This window comes from Stenotrophomonas sp. STEN033, from assembly GCF_056856655.1.
The window spans coordinates 1-23,086 of sequence record NZ_JBXFWM010000023.1; the positions used below are offsets into that span (position 1 = coordinate 1).

General features: G+C 64.6%; 20 protein-coding genes. 8 read left to right on the forward strand and 12 right to left on the reverse strand.

Annotation, left to right across the window (positions count from 1 at the left end):
• Both AC1VXC_RS09935 and AC1VXC_RS09940 read right to left on the reverse strand, forming a co-directional pair.
• On the reverse strand, positions 1-1,560 hold a 1,560-nt coding region (locus AC1VXC_RS09935), incomplete at its 3' end, for a type VI secretion system Vgr family protein (protein WP_481538422.1).
• A gap of 664 nt (positions 1,561-2,224) precedes the next feature.
• A complete protein-coding gene (locus tag AC1VXC_RS09940) occupies positions 2,225-4,084 on the reverse strand; it encodes a sigma-54-dependent Fis family transcriptional regulator (protein ID WP_481538423.1) in 1,860 nt (619 codons plus the stop codon).
• A 243-nt stretch (positions 4,085-4,327) separates the two neighbouring features.
• On the opposite strand from AC1VXC_RS09940, the gene adh reads away from it, so the two are divergent.
• Positions 4,328-5,857, forward strand: coding sequence for an aldehyde dehydrogenase (adh, locus tag AC1VXC_RS09945; protein WP_313495130.1), 1,530 nt, complete (start codon positions 4,328-4,330; stop codon positions 5,855-5,857).
• A gap of 110 nt (positions 5,858-5,967) precedes the next feature.
• Positions 5,968-6,996, forward strand: coding sequence for an alcohol dehydrogenase AdhP (adhP, locus tag AC1VXC_RS09950; protein ID WP_481538424.1), 1,029 nt, complete (start codon positions 5,968-5,970; stop codon positions 6,994-6,996).
• Between the two features lie 299 nt (positions 6,997-7,295).
• On the opposite strand, the gene AC1VXC_RS09955 is transcribed toward adhP, so the two are convergent.
• Both AC1VXC_RS09955 and AC1VXC_RS09960 read right to left on the reverse strand, forming a co-directional pair.
• Positions 7,296-7,619: a hypothetical protein gene (locus AC1VXC_RS09955; RefSeq protein WP_313172864.1), complete on the reverse strand. Its 324-nt coding sequence runs from the start codon at positions 7,617-7,619 to the stop codon at positions 7,296-7,298.
• A gap of 247 nt (positions 7,620-7,866) precedes the next feature.
• Positions 7,867-9,987 carry a TonB-dependent receptor family protein gene (locus AC1VXC_RS09960; RefSeq protein ID WP_481538425.1) on the reverse strand — a complete coding sequence of 707 codons (2,121 nt, stop codon included), beginning with the start codon at positions 9,985-9,987 and terminating at the stop codon, positions 7,867-7,869.
• Between the two features lie 175 nt (positions 9,988-10,162).
• On the opposite strand from AC1VXC_RS09960, the gene AC1VXC_RS09965 reads away from it, so the two are divergent.
• The gene (locus AC1VXC_RS09965; RefSeq protein ID WP_313172857.1) at positions 10,163-11,365 is read left to right on the forward strand and encodes an amino acid aminotransferase; all 1,203 of its coding nucleotides are present in this window, start codon (positions 10,163-10,165) and stop codon (positions 11,363-11,365) included.
• Positions 11,366-11,748: 383 nt separating this feature from the next.
• Here the strand turns inward: AC1VXC_RS09965 and AC1VXC_RS09970 are convergent, their stop codons facing one another.
• Both AC1VXC_RS09970 and AC1VXC_RS09975 read right to left on the reverse strand, forming a co-directional pair.
• A complete protein-coding gene (locus tag AC1VXC_RS09970; RefSeq protein ID WP_313172858.1) occupies positions 11,749-12,984 on the reverse strand; it encodes an MgtC/SapB family protein in 1,236 nt (411 codons plus the stop codon).
• 244 nt (positions 12,985-13,228) lie between these two features.
• Complete coding sequence (locus AC1VXC_RS09975; protein WP_482995040.1) at positions 13,229-13,777, reverse strand: hypothetical protein; 549 nt, start codon at positions 13,775-13,777, stop codon at positions 13,229-13,231.
• 277 nt (positions 13,778-14,054) lie between these two features.
• On the opposite strand from AC1VXC_RS09975, the gene AC1VXC_RS09980 reads away from it, so the two are divergent.
• The 5 genes from AC1VXC_RS09980 (at position 14,055) to AC1VXC_RS10000 (ending at position 17,359) form a co-directional block, all read left to right on the forward strand.
• Entirely contained in the window at positions 14,055-15,068 is a 1,014-nt protein-coding gene (locus AC1VXC_RS09980) for a class 1 fructose-bisphosphatase (RefSeq protein WP_313172860.1), read from the forward strand.
• 291 nt (positions 15,069-15,359) lie between these two features.
• Complete coding sequence (locus AC1VXC_RS09985) at positions 15,360-15,788, forward strand: nuclear transport factor 2 family protein (RefSeq protein WP_481538426.1); 429 nt, start codon at positions 15,360-15,362, stop codon at positions 15,786-15,788.
• The gene (locus AC1VXC_RS09990) at positions 15,737-16,504 is read left to right on the forward strand and encodes a 2OG-Fe(II) oxygenase (protein ID WP_481538427.1); all 768 of its coding nucleotides are present in this window, start codon (positions 15,737-15,739) and stop codon (positions 16,502-16,504) included. Before AC1VXC_RS09985 ends, AC1VXC_RS09990 begins: the two co-directional genes overlap by 52 nt.
• A gap of 65 nt (positions 16,505-16,569) precedes the next feature.
• Positions 16,570-16,923 (forward strand): hypothetical protein, encoded by a 354-nt coding sequence (locus AC1VXC_RS09995; RefSeq protein ID WP_313495518.1) that lies wholly within the window; start codon positions 16,570-16,572, stop codon positions 16,921-16,923.
• 124 nt (positions 16,924-17,047) lie between these two features.
• Positions 17,048-17,359: a hypothetical protein gene (locus tag AC1VXC_RS10000; RefSeq protein ID WP_313173748.1), complete on the forward strand. Its 312-nt coding sequence runs from the start codon at positions 17,048-17,050 to the stop codon at positions 17,357-17,359.
• Between the two features lie 14 nt (positions 17,360-17,373).
• Here the strand turns inward: AC1VXC_RS10000 and AC1VXC_RS10005 are convergent, their stop codons facing one another.
• The 6 genes from AC1VXC_RS10005 to AC1VXC_RS10030 form a co-directional block, all read right to left on the reverse strand.
• A complete protein-coding gene (locus AC1VXC_RS10005; protein ID WP_481538428.1) occupies positions 17,374-17,760 on the reverse strand; it encodes a hypothetical protein in 387 nt (128 codons plus the stop codon).
• Between the two features lie 248 nt (positions 17,761-18,008).
• On the reverse strand, positions 18,009-19,100 hold the full coding sequence (locus tag AC1VXC_RS10010) for a PA0069 family radical SAM protein (protein WP_481538429.1): 1,092 nt from the start codon (positions 19,098-19,100) through the stop codon (positions 18,009-18,011).
• Positions 19,101-19,164: 64 nt separating this feature from the next.
• Entirely contained in the window at positions 19,165-20,157 is a 993-nt protein-coding gene (locus AC1VXC_RS10015) for an HlyD family secretion protein (protein ID WP_481538430.1), read from the reverse strand.
• A gap of 14 nt (positions 20,158-20,171) precedes the next feature.
• Positions 20,172-20,381: a DUF1656 domain-containing protein gene (locus AC1VXC_RS10020; RefSeq protein WP_313173744.1), complete on the reverse strand. Its 210-nt coding sequence runs from the start codon at positions 20,379-20,381 to the stop codon at positions 20,172-20,174.
• On the reverse strand, positions 20,371-22,536 hold the full coding sequence (locus tag AC1VXC_RS10025; RefSeq protein WP_481538431.1) for an FUSC family protein: 2,166 nt from the start codon (positions 22,534-22,536) through the stop codon (positions 20,371-20,373). The genes AC1VXC_RS10020 and AC1VXC_RS10025 overlap by 11 nt, the downstream gene beginning before the upstream one ends.
• Complete coding sequence (locus AC1VXC_RS10030; RefSeq protein ID WP_293706688.1) at positions 22,533-23,048, reverse strand: MarR family winged helix-turn-helix transcriptional regulator; 516 nt, start codon at positions 23,046-23,048, stop codon at positions 22,533-22,535. Before AC1VXC_RS10030 ends, AC1VXC_RS10025 begins: the two co-directional genes overlap by 4 nt.
• Positions 23,049-23,086 lie beyond the last annotated feature (38 nt).

A 23,086-nucleotide genomic window follows, 5' to 3' on the forward strand; every position in this document is an offset into this window, starting at 1 on the left:
AACGATAACCGGGCGATCGATATCGCCCTCCAGGAAGGCAACCAGCACTTCCTGACCGCGCCGAGGCAACACCACCCCGCCCCAGTTGTCGCCGGCCCAGGGGGTCATTACGCGCACCCAGGTCCAGGCGTTGCCGTCGGCGGGCGCGTTGTCATCACCGCCTGGGTGGGCGAGGCCGTTGCTGGCGTTGCCGCCACGCTGCCACGGGAATTGCACCTTGACCCGATGATCGCGATCAGAAAGCAGGGGATCGCCATCGCTGACCACGATCGCGCTCAATGTGCCGGTAATGCTGGGACGCGGGTGCAGGTGCACGCCGTGGCCATCCTCGGTCTGCGGACGATAGTTGACCTCGGCAGGAATCACCGCGAACTGGTTGTCGTAGAACCCCGTGTCGATGTCATTGCGTTCAGCGCCATGGGCGATGCCGACCAATGCGCTGGGTAGCGCCATCACCCGCTGATTGATTGGGCCCAGCGTATGTTCCAGCGCATCGAAGACGTCGGCATCCAGATTATTTCGGGCCTGGTGACGCACCGAGATGCACAGGAACGCCGCATCATCAGCCACTTGCGGATGCTGCGTCAGCGCCAGCCGTGCGCCAGGCGCCAGGGCGCGCCACTGGCCAATTCCTTCTATCAGGTGTGAACGCACCCGCAATGCATCAAGGTGCTGCTGTGCGCGGCGCTGGCCGCGGGCATTGTCCTGCCAGCCATAAGGCCCACTGGTGTCATGGTCAACAATGCCCAGATCCGCCGCCTGCTCCGCCTGCGCACTGGCTTGGCGGCGCTCCAGGCTTCGATAGTCCCAGGTGGCGCGTTCCACTTTCGCGGTGCACCACCTGCGGCCTTCCTGCCAACGCTGGATGGTGTCGCTGCGCTCGCTCTCATCCCTGCGATGGAAACGTACGCTGCCCAGGTCGGTGACGTCGTGGCTGTGGTCGGCGAGCACCAAGGCGTGTTTGCCGAATGCTGATGCCTCGACATCGCCCTCATGCTCAAACCAATAGAAGATGCCTTCTTCGGCCAGCAGGCGCTGCACGAACGTAAGGTCGCTCTCCTGATACTGCGTGGTCAGGCTGCGCTTGGCATATTGACTGGCATCGGTCAGCACCCAGCGCCACTCCGGCGCCAATGTTCCGTAGTCGGCGAAGATGTCTTCGATGATCTCAACCACGGTCTTGTCGTGGAATACATAGCTGTCCACGCGCTGCGACAGAAATGCCAGCCATGGCTGCAGCCGCAGGCGGTAACGGGCCAGGCCGCCATTACTGCCAATCCGTTCGGCGGCGTTGATGCGTCCGTGCAGGGGGCGATGGCTTCCATCAGCCTGCTGAAGCTGAAGCAGTGCCGGTTTGCCGATCAATGGTTGCAGCTGCAGAGCCGCATCAACAGATAGCGCGGTGATCGTCCATTGAAAGCCGATGCCGTCGATCTGCTCGACGCCATCCAGAGTTTCCGCGATCAATACTTCGCTGCCAAGCGCGGTATGCAGCTGCAGGAAGCGCTGTGTCTGTGCGGGCCCGGCCAGGGACGCCAATACGTTCTTTACCAAATCCATGGTAGTTATTTGCCTTCATGCGAAGAGGACGCTCCGGCGGGCCTGGATGGTCTGCTCACATCTACGCGGCGCGCTTAGTTACCGCGCTCCATGGCGCCTATTTCCAATCGATGATGGCCAATCTGTTCCAGGTCCGTTGCAGCCCTTGATCATCCCAAGCATGGTGCGCAGCTAAAACAGGAACAATCTCAAAATTCTGTAGGGAAACCTGCAGTGCAGTGATGGCAAATCACGGCCCTGATAAGCGCTGCACGCCAGGAAGAAAGCCTCTATTGGCATTTTCCGGCACGGTCATGTTGCCGGCCGAGTGAAGGTCAGCCGGGCGATTCCAGTCTGCCAAATGTGCTGTGCGTGGGTGGCTCGTGGTTGACCACGCGAACTTTTACAGGCGCGCGATTGGGCGAGGATTGAGAAACTGGCGCGGGCTGTGGCGGTGTTGCCGGGTTGATGCGGGGATTGAGAATTGAGGATTGGATCAAGATCAAGATCAAGAGCTGACCCCTCCCCAACCCTCCCCTTGCCTTCGGCAAAGGGAGGGGGCTGAAGCTGCAGTTGCGCTGGATGCCGCAGGCCGCCGGAACTTCCCCCTCCCTTTCGCGCAGCGAAGGGGAGGGCCGGGGAGGGGTGCTGTTGCTGTTGCTGTTGCTGTTGCTGTTGCTCAGCTTTAGAGCTTCAAGCGCCGATACAAGGTACTGCGGTTAACCCCCAACCTTTTCGCTGCCAGGCTCACATTGCCATCGCAGGCCACCAAGGTCTGCCGCATCACATCCAAGGCCAGTTCCTGCAGGCTGCCATCCACCACCGGCACAGCAGCAGTGCGTCGCGCAGCTTGATGCAGATACTCCGGCAGCAATTCCCTATCAATCACCGTCCCCGGCTCGGTCAACGCCACCAGGGTGCGCAGGCAGGCCGCTAGCTGGCGCAGATTGCCCGGCCAGTCGTACGCGACCAGCGAATGCTCTGCCTCCACGCTCAACACCCGCCCCTGGGCCAAGGGCTGCCACATCGCCTGCAGCAGCTGCGCGCGATCCTGCGCCTCACGCAGCGGCGACAAGCGCAGCACATGATCGGCGATGCGGTAGTACAAATCCGAACGGAACCGGCCTTCTTCCATCGCCTGCTGCAGGTCGCAATGGGTGGCGCAGATCAGCATGAAATCCAGCTTGACCGGCTTGCCGCCGCCCAACGGTGACAGCTCGCGGTCCTGTAGTACGCGCAGCAGGCGCGGCTGCAGCGCCAGCGGCATGTCGCCAATTTCATCGAGGAACAAGACGCCCCCCTGCGCCTGCCGCAGCAGGCCCTGGCTGCCTTGTCGACGCGCGCCGGTGAAGGCACCTTCCTCGTAACCAAACAACTCCGATTCGATCAGGCCTTCGGGCAGGGCCGCGCAGTTCACCGCGACGAAGGGCTTGCCGCTACGGCTGCCTTGCGCGTGCAGCGCGCGCGCCGCCACTTCCTTGCCGGTGCCGGTTTCGCCCTGCAGCAATACCGGCAGGCCTGCTTCCAACACGCGACCGGCGCGCAGCAGTTGTTCGCGCTGGCCTGCATCGAATACCACGGCGGGCGCGGCGACCGTGGATGGCGTCGGCCGTGCCAGCGGTGACGCGGCGCTGGCCGTCCGCGTGCGAGCTGCCGATGCTGGTACATCCAACTGGCCATGCAGCACGCGACCGCTGCGATCCTGCAACATGCCTTCATCGCGCATCCGCGACAAAGGCATCTCGAACAAGGCCTCATACGATGCGCGGCCGATATCGCCACGTTCCAGCCCGAACAGGTGCAGGCCAACGCCATTGGCGGCCACCAGTCGGCCATTGCGGAAGCCGAGCACCGCTTCGCCTGCGGTACCCAGCAAGGTGCGGTCGTGGTGCAGGCGCAATAGTTCGCAATCACCAAGACCATTCTCGAAGAAGCGGTGCTCGATGCGATTGGCGGCCAACCGCGCCAGGCCCATCGCATGCATCTGCTGCACGCTGGCAGGACCGCTGATGTCGAGCACGCCAGCCAATTGCCCATGCGGATCGTGGATGGGCATGGCCGAGCAGCTGAGGATGCCGTGGGGTGCGAAGTAATGCTCGCCGCCACGCACTTCCACCGCGCGGCCTTCCACGATCGCGGTGCCGATGGCATTGGTGCCGACGGCTGACTCACTCCAGCACACGCCCGGCATCAAGGCCACGCGCCCGGCCTTGTCGAGGAAGCCGGCGCTGCCCTCGGCATTGAGGATCCAGCCGCTCTCGTCGGTCAGCAGCACGATGCTGCCAGTGCTGGCGGTGTGTGCGGCCAGCCCGTCGAGCTCAGCGCGCGCCAGCCGCCACAAGCGTTCATGGCGCTCACGCAGTTCACGCAGGTTGTGGCCGGGCAGGGGTTCCAGCGCAGGTTCGGCATCCACCAGCAGGCCGCTGCGCTGGCAGCGCCGCCACGACTGCAGGATGGTGTCGGGCACGGTGCCCACGGGCGTGGTGCCGCGCTCGAAGAACGAGCGGCGGGCGTTGCCCACGCGATGCTGCAGTGCCAGTGCCATGAGCGCTCCTGTGTCGCATTTTGCGACAGCTGTTCAAACCACTGTTCCGATTAACACCACACCGGAGCGGGCGCTGCAATCACCTGCGATTTCGCAGTGCAGCAAATCTGCCGCCGAGCCTCCGTAGTCAATGGCGTTTCATCGTGCCGCAACGCAACAGGCAGAACTTGGCATCGCTCTTGCGCCTGTTGTAGCCACCGCCACACACGCGGCCCACACACCGCTGAACCGGAGATTCCACAGATGAACGCAGTCCTGTCCGCCAAACCGCATGCCACCGACCCGCAGTCCCTGTTCAAAGCCCGCTACGGCAACTACATCGGCGGCGAATGGGTGGCCCCGCGCAGTGGCCAGTATTTCGACAACATCACGCCGGTCACCGGCAAGGTGTTCACCCAGGTGGCACGTTCCAACGCCGAGGACGTGGAACTGGCGCTGGATGCCGCCCACGCCGCCAAGGACGCCTGGGGCAAGCGCTCCACCACCGAGCGCGCCAACATCCTCAACCGCATTGCTGACCGCATTGAGGAAAACCTTGAGCTGATCGCCCATGCCGAGACCTGGGACAACGGCAAGCCGATCCGCGAGACCCTCAATGCCGACGTGCCGTTGATGGCCGATCACTTCCGCTACTTCGCCGGTGCGCTGCGCGCGCAGGAAGGCAGCCTGTCGCAGATCGACAACGATACCGTCGCCTATCACTTCCACGAGCCGCTGGGCGTGGTCGGGCAGATCATCCCGTGGAATTTCCCACTGCTGATGGCAGCGTGGAAACTGGCACCGGCACTGGCCGCCGGCAACTGCGTGGTGCTGAAGCCGGCCGAGCAGACCCCGGCCTCGATCCTGGTGTTGATGGAAGTGATCGGCGACCTGCTGCCGCCGGGCGTTCTCAACATCGTCAACGGCTTCGGCCTGGAAGCCGGCAAGCCGCTGGCCAGCAGCCCGCGTATCGCCAAGATCGCCTTCACCGGCGAGACCAGCACCGGCCGGCTGATCATGCAGTACGCCAGCCAGAACCTGATCCCGGTAACGCTGGAGCTGGGCGGCAAGTCGCCGAACATCTTCTTCGCCGACGTGATGGCCGAGGACGATGATTTCCTCGACAAGGCGGTGGAAGGCTTCGTGATGTTCGCCTTCAACCAGGGCGAGGTCTGCACCTGTCCGTCGCGGGTGCTGATCCAGGAGTCGATCTACGAGAAGTTCATCGAGCGCGCCTTGGCGCGGGTGGCGGCGATCAAGCAGGGCAATCCGCTGGACCCGAACACCATGGTGGGCGCACAGGCTTCGCAGGAGCAGCTGCAGAAGATCCTGTCCTACATCGAGATCGGCAAGGCCGAGGGTGCCGAAGTGCTGATCGGCGGTGAGCAGAACCAACTTGGCGGCGACCTGACCGACGGCTTCTATGTGAAGCCGACGGTGTTCAAGGGCCACAACAAGATGCGCGTGTTCCAGGAGGAGATCTTCGGGCCGGTGGTGTCGGTGACCACCTTCAAGACCGAAGAGGAAGCGCTGGAGATCGCCAACGACACCTTGTACGGCCTCGGTGCCGGCCTGTGGAGCCGCGATGCTTCACGCCTGTACCGCATGGGCCGTGCGATACAGGCAGGGCGGGTGTGGACCAACTGCTACCACGCCTATCCGGCACATGCCGCGTTTGGTGGCTACAAGCAGTCGGGCATCGGCCGCGAGAACCACAAGATGATGCTCGACCACTATCAGCAGACCAAGAACCTGCTGGTCAGCTACTCACCGAAGAAATTGGGCTTTTTCTGAACCAGGCCCGGATGCGCCCCTTGCTGAATAGACGGGCGTGATCTGGATCAAGGCGCCAGGCCACGCTTGGCGCCAAGCTGGACTTATCCCCCCACAAAGGAGATCGATTGATGGACAAGACGATGAAGGCGGCAGTAGTCCGCGAATTCGGCAAGCCGCTGGTGATCGAAGAGGTCACCGTGCCGCGCCCGGCCGCTGGCGATATCCTAGTCAAGATCGAAGCCTGTGGCGTCTGCCACACCGACCTGCACGCCGCCGAAGGCGACTGGCCGGTGAAGCCCAATCCCCCGTTCATTCCCGGTCATGAAGGCGTCGGCCATGTCGTTGCGGTCGGTGCGGGCGTCACCCACATCAAGGAAGGCGACCGCGTCGGCATCCCGTGGCTGTATTCGGCCTGTGGCTACTGCGAGCACTGTCTGGGTGGCTGGGAAACCCTGTGCGAAGCGCAGCAGAACAGCGGCTACTCGGTGAACGGTGGTTTCGCCGAGTACGCGCTGGCCAATGCCAACTACGTCGGCCTGCTGCCCAAGGAAGTCGGCTTCGTCGAGATCGCGCCGATCCTGTGTGCCGGTGTCACCGTCTACAAGGGTTTGAAGGTCACTGACACCAAGCCCGGCGACTGGGTGGCGATTTCCGGTATCGGCGGCCTTGGCCACATGGCGGTGCAGTACGCCAAGGCGATGGGCTTGAACGTGGCCGCGGTGGATATCGACGACAGCAAGCTGGCCCTGGCCAAGCGCCTGGGTGCCAGCGTCACCGTCAATGCCCGCAACACGGATCCGGCCGCCTTCCTGAAGAAGGAAATCGGCGGCGCACACGGCGCGCTGGTGACGGCGGTATCGCCCAAGGCCTTCGAGCAGGCGCTGGGCATGGTGCGGCGTGGCGGCACGGTGTCGCTCAACGGCCTGCCGCCGGGTGACTTCCCGCTGGATATCTTCGGCATGGTGCTCAACGGCATCACCGTGCGCGGCTCCATCGTCGGCACCCGCCTGGACCTGCAGGAATCGCTGCAGTTCGCTGCCGAAGGCAAGGTTGCAGCGACGGTGAGCACTGACAAGCTGGAGAACATCAACGACGTGTTCAAGCGCATGCATGCAGGTGCGATTGAAGGACGCGTGGTGTTGGACTTCAACGTCTGACCGCAGCCGGCCGGCACATCCGCACCTCCCCCGGGGTGTGTTGGTCGGGTTGCTTTGAGGGCTTTGGCTTTGGCTTTGGCTTTGGCTTTGGCTGTGGCTGTGGCTGTGGCTGTGGCTGTGGCTGTGGCTTTGGCTGTAGCTTTTCTCCTCTCCCCTTGCGGGAGAGGATGCCGAAGGCAGGAGAGGGTGCGGCGAAGCCGCAAGAGCTCATGCACTTTCAGATTGCATACCCATCGGTAGCCAAGCGTTGCCAGCTTCGCGGCTGACGCCGCTCCCACAAAAGCCTCCCCACCTTCTTCCTAGCGTGCGTGCACCGCTGCTACCGGTATGCGGTCCAGCGCCAGCCATGCGTCTTCGACCAGGTCCCGCACCTGCTCCCAGCGCAGCCGTGAGCCGCCGCGTGCCTGCTCCCAATGCTCGGCAAGCTCGCCGTCGGTATCGCTGTTGCCACGCGGCCAGTCCGCCGCATGTGTGGCCAGTGCAAATGCATAGGCCGGTTGCAGGTCAAGCCAACCGCGCGCACCGCGTCGCCGCCGCGCATAGTCGTCCAGGCTGTACTGCACGAAATCCTGCGCCACCTCGTCGGCCGCATGTTGGCTGCGCCTGAGCCGGCCACGCCGCATCAGCTTGGGATGAGCACCAAACAACGTAGGCGCTAGCGGATGCTCCACTCGATCGGGGCGGTACATGGCACAACCCTCCCTGTTGGGCGGTCACAGATACGCCCGTGGCCGTTAGCGAGGGGTGAGCGGGATGTTCAGGTGGTTGTTGGGCTAGGTGCGACGACAAAAGCAAAGGCAAAGGCACCCCTCCCCAGCCCTCCCCTTCGCTACGCGAAAGGGAGGGGGCCAAGTGCGCGCGCTCAGCCACTCACCGCGCCCATTGCCACTGCAGGCCAACGGTAAAGGCACGATCCGGGCCCGGCTCGTAGTAGCGCTGGTTGCCGTCGTTGACGATCACCGAGCCGATGTAGCGCTGGTCGAGCAGGTTGTCCACGCGCGCGAAGGCGCGCAGCGGCCCACGAGCCGTCGTCCATTGCCGCGCCATCTCCAGATTCAGCAGGCCATAACCGGCTGCGCTGGCGCTGCCAAGATCGTTCGCGCCTATGTCGCTGGCAGCCACCACTTCAGTCGCCCACTGCCACGGACCCGGCTGCCATTGCCAGCGTGCGAACAGCTGCTGACGCGGCACGCCTGGCAGACGCGTGCCGGCAGTCACCACATTGCTGGGCTGGGTGCAGGGCGGGGGCAGGCCGGTGCAGGTCAGGTAGGCATCGCGCACGCTGGCCTGCAGCCAGGTGTAAGCCAGCTGCAGCTGCTGGTCGGGGGCAATCGGCTGCTGCCAGCTCAGCTCGACACCTTGCCGCCGGGTCGCGCCGATGTTGCGGTAGCTGCTGCGGCCACCGCTATTGGTCGCCACGGCCAACTCGTCATCGCTGTCGGCACGGAACAGCGCCAGTTCCAGCCGCGCGCCGCTCTGCGCGCGCCATTTGCTGCCGATCTCGTAGTTGCGTGTGCTGCCGGCCGCCAGGTCCAGCGCCAGACCTGCGCCGCCATCGGCGCGGTAGCCCAGCTCGTTGAAGGTAGGCGTTTCAAAGCCACGCCCAGCCGAGGCATACAGACGCAGATCGTCGCTGGCGCGGAACACCAGGCCCGCCACCGGCGTGGTCGCCGAGTAGTCGCGACGGCCGCTGTCATCGGGATTGGTGGCGGTGATGTAGCGGTCGCGCGAACGGAACTGCACCTCGCTGTGGCGCGCCCCCAACAATGCAGACCAGCGTGGACTGAACTGCCACCAGGCCTGCGCGAACTGGTCGATGTTCTGCACCCGGTCATTCTGGTCGCGACGCAGCCGGCCCTTGATGCCCAGGGTGCCACCGATGAAGTTCTCGTAGCCGGTACGGTGCTGCTGCTGACGGTCGGCATTTGCCCCAATCACCAGCTCCAGCGGCTGGCCCGCCAGTTGCCCATGCCAGGCCCAGCGCGCGTCCACGCCGCCGTAATCGCTGTCCAGATCAATGACCCCGCCGGAATGCAGCGGGCTGTTCTGCGGCCCCGGCGGAATCGCCAGGAACTGCTCCACCGCACGCTGCCCCGCATAGCCCATCAGCCGCCAGGTCTGTTGATCACGCTCGACGCTGTAGACAGCCCCCAACTGTGTCTGCCGCACCGACTTGCGGGTGTTGTACTGCGTGGCCACGGCGGTGGCCTGGCGTGGGTTCTCGCGCACCTGCTCGCGACTCAGCCCCAGCGGGTCCTGCGCGTGCGGTGCATCGAAGCCGTTGAACAGCAGCTCCAGCCGCTGGCCCGCCGCCAGATCAACGCCCAGCCGCGCATTCACCGATTCGCGGCGGGCCGCACTGTGCGCGCGCCAACCATCGGTACGGAAATGGTTGGCCGCCACGTTGTAGTGCATAACTCCGGCCAGGCCCTTGAGCTGCACGCCGGTGCTGGAGGTGTTGTTGCTGCCAAGGCTGCTGCGCAACCGCCACGGATCGCCGTCCTGCCCGTCCGCGCTCCACAGCTGCAGCACGCCGCCGGAGGAATTGCCGTACAGCGCCGAGAACGGCCCGCGCAGCACCTCCACCCGGTCGGCGCCGAACACGTTGAAGTGGGAGAGCTGGCCCTGGCCATCGGGCATGGTCGCCGGCACCCCGTCGAGCAGCAGCCGCACCCCGCGCACACCGAAGGTGGAGCGCGCGCCAAAGCCGCGCAGCGACAGCTGGGTGTCCTGTGCGTAATTCTGACGGTCACGTGCCAGTAAGCCGGGCACCGCTCCCAGCACTTCGGATACCTGCGCGCCACGGCCATTGCCGTCGGCGTCCAGCGCCAGCGTGGTGCTGGACGCGGGCAGGTCGAAATCATCCACCGCGTGGACCTTGGCCGCCTGGACCTGCACCCGATCCAGGGTTGCGGTGGGCAACTCGTCGGCCAGCGCCGGCAATGCCAGCATCAGCCCCGAAAACGCAAAAAAACGATTACAAGTACGCATCCGGCCATCATCTCCGATCCACGCAGGCAGCGTCATCGCCCCGCGCGCTGAAGTTCCAGCTGAAACCCTACGGCCAGCGGGCTCCAGCCCTGTTAGGATGACGCGGTTCTGAGCGCGTCGTTGCAGCATCCCGCGCCGAGCACCCCCACTCCCCGCCACTGATACGAGTATCGCCGTGTCCTTCTTTGCAAACGTGGAACAGGTACCTGGTGACCCGATTCTGGGTCTGACCGAGGCTTACAACGCTGACAGCCGCACCACCAAGGTCAACCTTGGCGTGGGCATCTACTACGACGAGAACGGCCGCATTCCGCTGCTGCGCGCCGTCAAGCAGATTGAGCAGACGCTGGCCGCCGAGGCCAAACCGCGCGGCTACCTGCCCATCGATGGCCTGCCGGCCTACACCCAGGCCACCCAGAAGCTGGTGTTCGGCGAGGGTTCGGACCTGCTGGCTGCTGGCCGCGTCGCGACCTCGCAGACCGTTGGTGGCAGCGGTGCGCTGCGCGTCGGCGCCGACCTGCTGAAGCGCCTGCTGCCGCACGCCACCATCGCCATCAGCAACCCGAGCTGGGAAAACCACCGCGCAGTGTTCGGTGCCGCCGGTTTCGACGTGGTCGACTACACCTATTACGACAACGCCGCCCATGGCCTGGACTTCGCCGGCATGCTGGCCGACCTGCAGAAGCTGCAGCCGGGCACCGTGGTGCTGCTGCACGCCTGCTGCCACAACCCGACCGGCGCCGACCTGAGCACCGAGCAGTGGAAGCAGGTTGCCGCGCTGATGAAGGACCGCCAGCTGTTCCCCTTCATCGACATGGCCTACCAGGGCTTCGACAAGGGCATCGCGCAGGACGGCCAGGCCGTGCGCATCGTCGCCGAGGCCGGCATCGACAGCTTCATCGTCGCCAACTCGTACTCCAAGTCGTTCTCGCTGTACGGCGAGCGCGTCGGTGCGTTGTCGGTGGTGGGTCCGGACGCGACCTCGACCAAGGCCGTGCAGTCGCAGGTCAAGCGCATCATCCGCACCATCTACTCCAGCCCGTCCACCCACGGCGCCGCGCTTGTCGCCGGCGTGCTGAACAGTGGCGAGCTGCGTGGCGTGTGGGAAGCCGAGCTGACCGAAATGCGTGAGCGCATCCACGCCCTGCGTGCCGGCATGGTGCAGAAGCTGGCCGCCCTGGGCGCGCCGGAGTTCGGCTTCATCCAGCAGCAGGCCGGCATGTTCTCCTACTCGGGCCTGAGCAAGGCACAGGTAGACAAGCTGCGTGACGACTACGGCATCTACGCTGTCGGCACCGGCCGCATCTGCGTGGCCGCACTGAGCCAGAACAACCTGGATTACGTGGCCAAGGCGGTTTACGACGTCAGCCGCGGCTGATGCAGCGTTGCTGCTGATGTACTGAAAAGCCTGGGGAAACCCGGGCTTTTTTGTGGTTTGCAGGTTGTGGATAAGGCTGTGGAGAAAGGGCTTTGGAGCTTTAAAGCACCCCTCCCCAACCCGTCCGGCCCGAAGGCGCAGCCTTCGGTCGTTCATCAGGCCGCGCGCCAACGGCGCGCTAGCGGGCCTTCTTCACCCCCTTGCCTGCGGCAAAGGGAGGGGGCAATAGCTGCGGCCCTCACCATTTCGCGAACTGCAGCTTTTACCCCCTCCCTTGCGCGAAGCGCAGGGGAGGGTTGGGGAGGGGTGCCCTTGCTCCGGCTCTTGCCGTTGCCGTTGCCACTACCCCCAGTCTTATCCACAACCTCCTGTGGATATCCCGATCAGCCCGCCAACAACCCGGTAACCACCGCCGCCGCAGCCACCATCATCCCCAGGCCGATCGCCACCCCGGCCCCATAGCGCGGGCCACCACTGGCAAAGGCCAGCACCGACTTGGCCAGCGATGCCGAGGCCAGCAAGGCCACCACGCCCCAGCGCGCCTGCGCCAGTTCCAGCCCGCCAGACGCGGTCAGCCCGGCGATGCTCGCTGCCGCTGCATGCAGCTCACCCAAAGCCGCAATCGTCGCCCCGGCCAATGCCCCGGCCTGGCCGAACAGCTGCCGCAAGCCTTCGGACAGCAACAGGACCACCGCAATCACCGCCGCAATCGCCAGCGCATGCTTCAGCTGGAAGGCCTTGCTCGCTGGTCCCTGCGGCACCGCTTCATCAGCCACATGGCGCAGCCCCAGCGCCGAGCACAACAGCAGCACCAGTGCCGCCGCCGCCAGCGGCCAAGCGGCGGCCTTCAGCAACGTCGCCGAACTGGTGCCGATAACGGCGACAAACAGCAGCAAAGATGCAAGATTGGCCAACAAAGCAGCGGATACCGACGGCATCACCAACGCCGCGGCATCGCGGCTGCTGCGGCCGAACCCGGCCACTGCCGCGGTCGAGGATGCGAAGCCGGAAAAGAACCCGGCTACCGGCAGACCCCAGCGCGCGCCCACCGCCCGCAGCGCCACATGGCCGAGCATGCCCACCGCCATCACCAGCACCACGATCTGCCACAGTTTGGATGGCACCAGCACGCCCCAGGGATCAACTGCGGTATCGGGCAGCATCGGCAGTACCACCAGCGCACAGGCGGCCAGCAGCAGGGCGTCACGCATCTCCTGGTCGCTGATCAGATCGCGGCTGAGTCGAGCCAGTGGCGCCTTGGCCCACAGCAGGATCGCCACCACCACGCCCAGCGCAGCCGCGAGCGCCGGCTGCTGCATGCCCAGGCCGCCCAGCAGCACCGTTATCAACAGGGCGATCTCGCCGGTCAGCCCCGGGTCTTCACGTGAGGTGACGCGGTAGCTGGTCCAGGCAAGCGCGGCTACCGCCAGCAGGGCGACCACGAAGACCGCCTGGCCCAGCAGCAGCCCGGCCGCGCCCAGCAAGGCCGCCAGCGCATGCGTGCGCAGCCCGGCCTGCAGGCTTTTCCGCCCGCCGTGCTGGCGTTCGCGCACCGCGCCGATCAGCAGGCCGATGCCCAGGGCAGTCAGCAAACCGTGTGTGGCCTGGTTCCAATCCATCGCGTTCTCCAGCAGGGCCCCGCATGGTACTGAGCCTGTGGATAAAGCCAATGCCCCCGGACTTATCCACATTTCATACCCAAAAGACGTTATCCCCAAACACTTGTGGATAACCTCGCCGATGCCCGTTGCAGCTTGGTTCTCCGCTGCGCGGATGCCTGCATGAAGCGCCGACCCCGCGCCGCTGTCCACTTTTGTCCACAGACGTTCCGAAACGCTCTAGTGCTGTCCTGCAGCACCCGATCTACCGCGCCGGGCTCTGCTCCAGCGGCTTCATGGCCTCGGCCAAGGGCTTGTAGACCAGGCCCAGGTAGTACATCTGGCCGCGGGGGTCGGGAATGATGGTGTTGGTCATGCTGATCACCGTGTCATCGATGATCCATTTGGTGTGCAGAACCACCGGCTGATCTTTCGGCCGCCGGCTGGTCTCGTTTACTTCGCCTGGCTCACCGTGCCGCTGGGCCAGCACCCGCTTCACCCGGTTGTATCGGAACTCGGCACCCTCTCCCTTGCGGATCTGCGCATTGGTCACGGTGGCCCCGCGGTCCAGGTAGATGGTGTTCAGCGTCTGCCCTTCGCCCGCCATGTTGAAGACCACCAGGAAAGTGATGCCGTCGATCGTGTAATCCTCGACATAGGGGCTGTCACACGCCCGCCGCGCGCCGCCGTCCGCCTCCGCCTGGCGTTGCGCGTCGCTGCAGGGGAGCAGCTTCAGCTGATCGCCAAATACCTCGCGGATCTGGCTCTGGGTCGCTCCCCATTGCAGCCCTTCAAACAGGGAGGGGGTAGCCATCACCACGCCGGTACACAGGCCCAGCGTGAGGCCAACAATCAGCCTGGCCGCGGTTCGGCTCCCGTATTGGAGGATTCCCTTCATTTACACCTTCTTCCCTGAGACGTTGCTTGATCGACCATTTTGCCGAAACATCCCTTCAACAGCGACAAGCCGGGCAGCGCGCAACGGGATGACCCGTCCTGTCCAGAACAGGACAAGTCCCGGCCATCGACTCGTAAAAAAGCGGACAACCCGCGACAATAGCGCCCCTTTCGTCTGAAGGTAGCTCCTGTCCATGTCCCGTACGTCGCTGACCCGCTTCCTGATCGAAGAACAGCATGCCAAGCGCATCAATGCCGACCTGCGTCAGCTGGTGGCCGTGGTCGCCCGCGCCTGCACCAGCATCTCGATCGCCGTCAGCAAGGGCGCCCTGGGCGGCGTGCTGGGCGATGCCGGCACCGGCAACGTGCAGGGTGAGGCGCAGAAGAAGCTGGACGTGATCTCCAACGAGATCCTGCTCGAGGCCAATGCCTGGGGTGGCCACCTGGCCGCCTGCGCTTCCGAGGAAATGGACCACAGCCAGCCGGTGCCGTCGGAATACCCGCTGGGCGACTTCCTGCTGCTGTTCGATCCGCTGGATGGCAGCTCCAACATCGATGTGAACGTCTCGGTCGGCACCATCTTCTCGGTACTGCGCTCGCCCAAGGGTGTGGATAAGCCGGGCGACGAGCACTTCCTGCAGCCGGGCACCCAGCAGGTGGCGGCCGGTTACTGCATCTACGGGCCCAGCACCATGCTGGTCCTGACTGTGGGCCATGGCACCCACGCCTTCACCCTGGACCGCGAGACCGGCGAATTCGTGCTGACCCAGCGCGGCATGCAGGTGCCGGCGGACACCAGAGAGTTCGCCATCAACATGTCCAACCAGCGCCACTGGGAAGCGCCGATGCAGGGCTACGTGGCCGATCTGCTGGCCGGCAAGGACGGCGTGCGCGGCAAGGACTTCAACATGCGCTGGATCGCCTCGATGGTGGCCGACGTGCACCGCATCCTGACCCGCGGCGGCATCTTCATCTACCCGTGGGACAAGAAGGATCCGTCCAAGGCCGGCAAGCTGCGCCTGATGTACGAAGCCAACCCGATGTCGCTGCTGGTGGAGCAGGCCGGCGGTGCCGCCACCAACGGCCGCGAGCGCATCCTCGACATCGCCCCGACCCAGCTGCACCAGCGCGTGCCGGTGTTCCTGGGCTCGAAGAACGAAGTCGCCGAAGCCACCCGCTACCACCGCGAGCACGACCTGCAGGGCTGAGCCGCGAATCCGCTTCTGCCCCCTCCCTTTGGCCGAAGGCCAAGGGGAGGGCTGGGGAGGGGTTGGCTTTTAAGGCCTTTCCGACTTTGCCGGGAAAGCCCGCTGCCGAGCATGGCTCGGCACTACTCCTTTGCCCCCTCCCTTTGCCGCAGGCGAGGGGAGGGCTGGGGAGGGGTGGCCTTTGAGGCCTTTCCGACTTTGCCGGGAATGCCCCTGCCGAGCATGGCTCGGCACTACACATGCGGGGCGGTTCGCGCCACCATCGACGCCAGCTCTCCGGAGATACCGTCGATGCGTAGATTGATCCTGCTGTTGCTGCTGCTTCCCGCCTGGGCCTGGGCACAAACACCGACGACACTCGAACAGGCCGATACGGCGTGGAACCAACTACGCCTGCAAGGCGATGCCAAAGCGCTAGCACCACTGCTTGCTGAAGACTGGCTGCTCACCCATTCCGACGGCCGCGTGCAGCACAAGGCCGACTATCTGCACGAGCTGACTACACGTCAGCGCCGCAACACCCGCATCGACAACGAAGACGTGCAGGTCCGCCTGCATGGCGATACAGCGGTGATCACCGGCACCAGCGTGCAAGCCGCCATCAGCGATGGCAAACCCTGGGAAGGCAGGTTCCGCTTCACCCGCGTCTGGCTGCTGCGCGACGGCCAATGGCAGATGCTGGCCTCGCATTCCTCACGGCTGGTGGAGACCGCGCAATGAGCGTGCCCGACTTCATCGAGGTCTACGACAACGCGCTGAGCAATGCCGACTGCGCCGCCATCGTCGAACGCCTGCGCCACAGCACCCAGCTCAAGCCCGGCCAGGTCGGCAGCGGCGTGTTCCCTGAACTCAAGCGCAGCCACGACCTGCGCATCAGCGGCAACGAGGGCTGGCGCGATGTCGAGCAGCGCCTGCAGCAGGCAGTGTTCAGCGGCATGCTGCATTACCTGCGGCGTTATCCACAGGTGCTGATTTCGCCATTGATGCTGCAGGTAGCCGATGCCGGCGGCCAAGCGCGACGATTGAGTGCAGATGATTTCCATGGCATGGACGACGCCGCGCTATCCGAACTCGCGCGTACCTGCCTGCGTCCTGGCGCGATCAACCTGCAGTGGTACACAGCAGGCGAGGGCGGCTATCCCTATTGGCACTGCGAGCTGTTTCCGCGCGATCCCGGCGGCGAAACCCTGCACCGCCATCTACTGTGGACGCTCTATCTCAATGACGGCTTCGCAGAGGGCGAAACCGAGTTCCTGTTCCAGCAGCGCAAGGTGGTGCCTCGCACCGGCAGCCTGCTGATTGCGCCGACCGCCTTCACCCACACCCATCGCGGCAATCGTCCGCAGGGTGGGGACAAGTTCATTGCGACGAGTTGGATCTTGTTCCAGTCGGCCCAGCGCTTGTATGGCGAGGCGACAGGCCACGGCGCTGCATGAGATTACTCCCGCTCGCTCTGAGTTCTCTGTTGTTGTCGGCCTGCGCTTGTCCACCGCCTCCAGAGATGAAACACGCCCCACCTGCGGTCAACAGCTTTTGTGAGCGCCACATCGGTGTTCCTCAGCCCGTTTCCCTCAGCGAGCTTCTCGCAAACGGCCAACAGTACGAAGGGCGCGCTGTCTCCGTCGCGGGCTACTACTCGCATGGTTTCGAATATTCCGCGCTGTATTCAGATGCAGGCGTGGATATCTACGCGCGCGATTACACCAAAGGCATCTGGATCGATGGCGTCGCACCTTTCTTCGCCGAGAAGGAAGCCCATGTACTTCTAGCCGGGGTCTACACACAAAAATCCGGAGGTCACCTGGCCCGGTGGCCGGGCAGTCTCTGCGTCGTGCAGATGAGGCCTGCATCCTGAGCAATGTGCCCTTGGTAGAGCGGAGCCATGCTCCGCTGGGGCTCTACCGGTCAGGCATCTGCCGAGCATGGCTCGGCACTACAGAGACTGCTGCAACCTTGCGTCATCACAGAGGTGCCCACCAATGAAATGGCTTGCGTTGTTTGCGCTGCTGGTAGTTCTTCTCAATGTGATAGCGAGCATCTTTGTCTTCCGCATCGACGGTCAGACCGGTACGCAACGCCTGCTCCAACTCGCTGTGGTCTGGCTGTTACCGGTCATTGGTGCGGTGCTCTGCCTGGCATTCGCCACATCCTTGCTGCCTGCCGCTGCACGCAGCCAGGCAACTGACGCCGGCATGATGGTTGGCGATATCCCCAGCCATCATGCCGGCGGAAGCGATTGCGGTGATGCAGTGTCCTGCGACGGAGGTGGCGGTGATGGCGGCGGGGACTGATAGATCTGCTTGCCTCATATCTCGTCGTAGCAGAGATCGTCCGCGTCAACGCCGACATGATCCGGCGAAGGCAGCTCCCGCAAACGTACTGCTGCGATCTCATTCTTCCCCAACAGCAATGCCTTGGCCGCGCGATGCATGCCATCCATCACCCGTCCCTGTGGGCAGAGGATGATCGGATACTGCAGGTCCGCTGCTTCAACCAGCTGCATATGCTCGATTACCTGCCTGCATGTCGGGGGCCGTGAATCGGCGTCCCACCAATAAGCTTCGTCCAGCTCGGCGACCGCTGATAGTGCGATGTAGGAAACGGGAAGATCATGGCTCAGTGCGATCAAACGATGCACGTCCCAGGCCAATAAACCTGCCTCGCTTTTACGGAAGTGGTATTGCCTGCGCATGAATCGCTCCGACTGCAGAATTCAACAGGCAGCGTAACCCACCAACTGTAGAACAACGCCACACCCGACAGAGGCATTACCGGCAATGCCCTGAATGCCTTGTAGGAGCGGCGTCAGCCGCGAAGCTGGTGATCCAACCGAGGTGGAAAAGATGCTCGCAGCTTCATTGCTGTCGGCTTCGCGGCTCACGCCGCACCCACAAGTGACATTGCCTGCTGCCGAGCATGGCTCGGCACTACCGGCGGGGCTTAGAACAACTCGCCTTGCAGGGACGGTTTCTTCGGGGGCAGCGGTGCAATGAACTTGCTGCAGTCCAGCCATGGCCATTGCTGTCGCGATGCGTTGAAGCCCAGGCGCTTGCTGGCCAGCTTGAAGCGGTTTGCCAGCAGGTCGGCATACACACCCTCACCGCGCATGCGCTTGCCGAACTGGCTGTCGTAATCCTTGCCACCGCGCAGTTGGTTGATGGTGCTCATCACGTGTTCCGCGCGCTGTGGGTAGTGCGCATCCAGCCAATCGCGGAACAGCGGTGCCACTTCATACGGCAGCCGCAGCAGTACATAACCCGCGCTGCTGGCACCGGCATCGCGCGCGGCCTCCAGCACCGATTCCAGTTCAGCGTCGTTGATCCACGGAATCACCGGCGCCACCATCACGCCGACCGGGATCCCGGCATCACTCAAGCGGCGCATCGCACGCAGCCGTGCATGCGGTGCCGAGGCGCGCGGTTCGAGCTTGGCTGACAGATGCGGGTCCAGCGAGGTCACCGAGAAGTGCACGCTGACCAGTTGCTGCTCGGCCAATGGCGCCAGCAGGTCCATGTCGCGTTCGACCAGGGCGTTCTTGGTGATCAGCGAGAACGGATGCCGGGTTTCCTGCATCACCTCGATCAGCTGGCGGGTGATGCCCAGCTTGCGCTCGATCGGTTGGTAGGCGTCGGTGTTGATGCCCAGCGCGATCGGCTGCGGTACGTAGCCGGGCTTGGACAACTCGCGCCGCAACACTTCGGCCGCATTGGTCTTGGCGAAGATCTTGGTTTCGAAATCCAGCCCCGGCGACAGGTTCAGATAGGCATGCGTGGGCCGGGCGAAGCAGTAGGAGCAACCATGCTCACAACCGCGATATGGATTGACCGATTGGCTGAAGCCCACGTCCGGCGAGCTGTTGCGGCTGATGATGCTGCGCGCGGTTTCCGGGCGCACATCGGTGCGCAACCGGGCGGCGGCGAATTCCTCGCTCTCATCAACCGCCCAGCCGTCGTCGACGGCTTCGCTGGTCTGGGTTTCAAAACGGCCGGGCAGGTAGGTGCTGGCACCGCGGCCCTTGATCGGGGTAGGCATATGCCTACGCTAACGCGCGGCTGTCGCAGGATCTGCGACGCCACGCATTCAGCCAGCGCGCGCTTCAGCCAGCCTTGGGCTTGATCACCAGGGTGGCGCTCATGCCGGCGCTGAGCACCGCTTCGGTAGGCACCGAGGCCGGATCAATGCTGACCCGCACCGGCACGCGCTGCGCCAACCGCACCCAGTTGAAGGTGGGCTCGACCTCGGCCAGCAGGTTGCTGCTGGTAGGGCCGGCCGCATCGGCAATACCGGTGGCGATGCCTTCGACCTTGCCCTGCAGGTGCACGCCACCGGCCATCAGGCGGATATCCACCGCGTCACCGCGATGGATCTTGGGCAGCTTGGTTTCCTCGAAGTAGCCATACACCCACATGCCTTCGCTGGCGACCAGCGCCATCCGTGCCTGGCCGGCAGCGGCGTAGTCGCCAATCCGCACGTCGAGGTTGGTGATGGTGCCGTCGGCGCTGGCGCGCACTTCGGTGCGGGCCAGCTCAAGCTGCGCCTGCTGCAGCGTCACCCGCGCCTGCTGCAGGGCGGCGCTGGCTTGCTGGCTGCTGGCAGCGTGCGCACTGGCCTGTGCCTGCTTCCAGCTGGCCTGTGCTGCCTGCGCCACGGCGCGGGCATCGGCCTGCGACTCACGTGAGACGATGCCGTCGAGCTGGGCGCGGCGCTGGGCCTGTTGCTGGCGCATCTGGTATTCGGCCTGGCTGGCACTGGCACCGGCACTGGCGGCGGAGATCGATGCACCAGCAGCGCGCGCAGCGGCTTCGGCGGCCTGCAGATCGGCTTCGGCCTTGGCCACGGCCAATGCATAGCGGTCGCGGTCGATGACGAACAGCAGATCGCCCTTCTTCACCAGTTGGTTGTCATGCACGGCCACCTCGGTGACCAGGCCGGACACATCCGGCGCAATACGCACCACCTCGGCCCGCAGCCGCGCATCGCGCGTCCAGGGCCTGAGCATGTATTGGTGCCAGACCACATAGGCAAGCACGGCGGCAAGCAGCACCACCACGCTGGTGACACCCCCTCGTATCAGGCTGGCGGTTTTCATCGGAACATCCTCAATCAGGAAAAGTGGGGCAGGAACAGGAGCAGGGCACTGCAATAGATGCTGGCGAACAGGGCCACGCGCACCATCGAGGGGTGCAGCGCGCGGCGGTACAGGCCGACCCGGCCCAGGCCGTAATCGAGCAGGCCGAACACCGGCAGCAACAGCACCACCAGCACCAGCGCGCCGGGGAAATAGATATCGCCGATGGATACTTCAAACGGCATGGCGGGCCTCCTTCAGGCGTTGCTGGCGACGGGAACGCTGCACGTAGGCGGCCAGCACCGAGGCGCTGTCGTCCAGGCTCATCTGCAACAGATGCAGGTGATCACGCACGGCGCGCAGCGCCTGCGTCTGCGGGCCGGACAGCTCGGCCAACGCGGCGTTTACGCTGGCCTTGGCGTCACCCAGGGTGCGTGCCTGCGGTTCGCGATAGAGCTGGCCCAGCTGTGCCAACGCCTGCTCGATCTGCGCGCGCAGCGCAGCGGGTAGTTGCTGTTCGGCCAGGTCATGGCGCAGGTCGATCGCGCAATGTCCCGCTTCATGCACCAGCAACGCCCATTCGAACAATTGGCGTGAGGGTCGGCTGCCCGGCGCGGTGCGGCTGGCTATCTGTTGGAACAGTTCGCGGCTGACGCTTTCAAACTTCGGCAGCAAGCCGGACAACGGCGCGCTCACCGCCAGTTGCACCTGTGCGCGCAGGCGCTCCAGCAGCCGGCGCTGGCGTTGCTTGCTGCCGGGCAGGCCCGGCACCAGCATGAACACGCCGGTGGCGATGAAGGCACCCACTGCCAGGGTCAGCGAGTTGTCCAGATAGGCCTGTGCGCTGGGATGGAAATGCGGCCCCATGTTCCATGAGACCAGGATGCCGACGTTCAGCGCCATGCCGATCACCGCGAAGCGCGGCCGGGTGGAGATGTACAGCGAGGCAATCATCGACGGCAGGGTCAGCAGTACCAGCATCGGGAAGTCCGATCCCAATGCCATCGCGATGAAGCCGGGTACCGCAAAGAACGGCGCTATGACATGGCCGATGGTGGCCCGACGCACTACCCACAACGGGTCTGGTGCAGCCGAAGACATCGCCACCAGCGCGGCCATGCCGAACACCGCCAAGCCGCCCTGGTTCCAGCTGCTGCTCAACCACAGCAGCGACAAGGCCAGCATCACTACGAAGCAGCGCACTGCAGCCAAGGCAATGGCATACCAGTCATTGGCACGGGTGAAGCGCACTTTGCTCAAGCGCGGCGCGCGTGCACGCAGGCGGCCGTTGCCGGTTTCCATCCGCGCCTTGGCGCTGAGATAGGCCTGCAGCTCCTCAGCGAAACGGCGCACCAGTAGCGTGCTGGCGTCGAAGCCGGGTTGCAGGTCTATCGGCAATGCGCGCCGTTCGCGGGCAAACACACCGTCGAGTTGTCCACACCAGTGCTGCAGCGCCTTGGCCAGGGCAGGGACGTCGTCACGCAGTGCACTGTCGTCGAGCAATTGCGACAACGGCTTCAGGCTTGCCCGGATGGCCGCGACCAGGCTTTCGTCCTTGCTTCGGTGCAGGCGATCGATGTGGTGGTGCAGTGCCTGGAAGCGTGACGTGGCAGCCATGAAGTGCTGGTTGATCAGCTTCAACTGGCCGTTGCTGCTGCGCAGGATCGGATCATCAAACCAGGCCATGGCGCGCAGGTCTTCGAAGTTGATCGCGCCTTGCACCACCCAGCTCTGGGTGCGCTCGATCACCTCGAACCCCTGCAGCCGTCCACCGATGGCATCGGCAACAAAGCCGAGGAAGTCGTTGAGGTTGCCGTCATCCGCCGCGCGCAGTCCGGCACGCAGTCGGTTGGGCCACAACACGTCGAACACCACGCTGGTCACCGCCATGCCCAGCAGCACTTCGCCGGTGCGCTCCAGCGCGCTGTTGAGGATATTCTGCGGGTGGTTCAGCACCGGGAAGACGATCATCGCCACGGTGTAGCCGGACAGCACGAAACCATATGAAGCCATGCCCCGGCTCCATACCGAACCACCGGCACAGAAACCGGCCCACAATGCCATCGCCGTCACCAGCATCACCGGGCTCTGCGGGAACAGCGACACCATCAGCACGGCCATCGCGCAGCCCACGACCGTGCCGAGGCCGCGGTAGAAGGCCTTGGCCAGCACCATACCGGTATTGCGGTTCATCACCACCAGCACGGTGATCATCGCCGTGCCCGGCGAACTCATGCCCAGCCGCATCGCCAACCAGCCGGACAGGTACAAGGCCACCAGCACCTTGCCGATGTAGGCCCACACCGCGCGCTCGCCACTCATGGCCTGGGCGACGGTCCGCAGCAACGTGTTGGGGGACTTCTGCGCGCCCGGCGCGTACTCAGCCGGTCGTGCACTCATGGCCGCTGTTCCAGCCCCATCAGGATGCGGGTCAGCACGGTTTCGGTCTGGCGCAGTTCCGCCGGCTCGACGCCGCTGAAGAACTGCTGCAGCTGCTGGATCACCGCCGGCATCACCTGTTCGATCAGCTGCTCACCGGCCGGACTCAGCCGCACCACCAGCTTGCGCCGATCCTCGGCGCTGGGCTCGCGGCTGACCAGACCCTTGGCCAGGAGCTGGTCGATCAGACGGGTGACATTGGAGGACTTCTCGCTGGCGGCCTCGCTGATCTCCGACGGGCTGAGGCCACGCTCGGAGCCGTCCAGCATCATCAGCACGTTGTACTCCGGGTGGGAGATGCCGTAGTCGCGCATCAGCTGGTTGCCGTGGTCGCAGAACAGCTTGTGCACCAGCTTGATCAGCCGCGCCAACATGGCCTGGTCACGCGGGAAGCCGGGATGGCGGGCGCTGCTGATCGCCAGCTTCTGGTCGATGCTGGCATAGCCGCCGGCGGCGGGAAGGGGTTTATCCATCCCGGTATATTACATTTATGTATAAATTGATGCAATGC

Bases quoted from the DNA above. Each gene is read 5' to 3' on its own strand.
- AC1VXC_RS10025 (WP_481538431.1), bottom strand. From the start codon at position 22,536: ATGAGTGCACGACCGGCTGAGTACGCGCCGGGCGCGCAGAAGTCCCCC.
- AC1VXC_RS09970 (WP_313172858.1), bottom strand. From the start codon at position 12,984: ATGGATTGGAACCAGGCCACACACGGTTTGCTGACTGCCCTGGGCATC.
- AC1VXC_RS09980 (WP_313172860.1), top strand. From the start codon at position 14,055: ATGTCCCGTACGTCGCTGACCCGCTTCCTGATCGAAGAACAGCATGCC.
- AC1VXC_RS10010 (WP_481538429.1), bottom strand. From the start codon at position 19,100: ATGCCTACCCCGATCAAGGGCCGCGGTGCCAGCACCTACCTGCCCGGC.
- AC1VXC_RS09940 (WP_481538423.1), bottom strand. From the start codon at position 4,084: ATGGCACTGGCACTGCAGCATCGCGTGGGCAACGCCCGCCGCTCGTTC.
- AC1VXC_RS09955 (WP_313172864.1), bottom strand. From the start codon at position 7,619: ATGCGGCGTGGCCGGCTCAGGCGCAGCCAACATGCGGCCGACGAGGTG.
- adh (WP_313495130.1), top strand. From the start codon at position 4,328: ATGAACGCAGTCCTGTCCGCCAAACCGCATGCCACCGACCCGCAGTCC.
- adhP (WP_481538424.1), top strand. From the start codon at position 5,968: ATGGACAAGACGATGAAGGCGGCAGTAGTCCGCGAATTCGGCAAGCCG.
- AC1VXC_RS10030 (WP_293706688.1), bottom strand. From the start codon at position 23,048: ATGGATAAACCCCTTCCCGCCGCCGGCGGCTATGCCAGCATCGACCAG.
- AC1VXC_RS09960 (WP_481538425.1), bottom strand. From the start codon at position 9,987: ATGCGTACTTGTAATCGTTTTTTTGCGTTTTCGGGGCTGATGCTGGCA.
- AC1VXC_RS09995 (WP_313495518.1), top strand. From the start codon at position 16,570: ATGAAACACGCCCCACCTGCGGTCAACAGCTTTTGTGAGCGCCACATC.
- AC1VXC_RS10000 (WP_313173748.1), top strand. From the start codon at position 17,048: ATGAAATGGCTTGCGTTGTTTGCGCTGCTGGTAGTTCTTCTCAATGTG.
- AC1VXC_RS09985 (WP_481538426.1), top strand. From the start codon at position 15,360: ATGCGTAGATTGATCCTGCTGTTGCTGCTGCTTCCCGCCTGGGCCTGG.
- AC1VXC_RS10005 (WP_481538428.1), bottom strand. From the start codon at position 17,760: ATGCGCAGGCAATACCACTTCCGTAAAAGCGAGGCAGGTTTATTGGCC.
- AC1VXC_RS10020 (WP_313173744.1), bottom strand. From the start codon at position 20,381: ATGCCGTTTGAAGTATCCATCGGCGATATCTATTTCCCCGGCGCGCTG.
- AC1VXC_RS09975 (WP_482995040.1), bottom strand. From the start codon at position 13,777: ATGGCTACCCCCTCCCTGTTTGAAGGGCTGCAATGGGGAGCGACCCAG.
- AC1VXC_RS09990 (WP_481538427.1), top strand. From the start codon at position 15,737: ATGGCAGATGCTGGCCTCGCATTCCTCACGGCTGGTGGAGACCGCGCA.
- AC1VXC_RS10015 (WP_481538430.1), bottom strand. From the start codon at position 20,157: ATGAAAACCGCCAGCCTGATACGAGGGGGTGTCACCAGCGTGGTGGTG.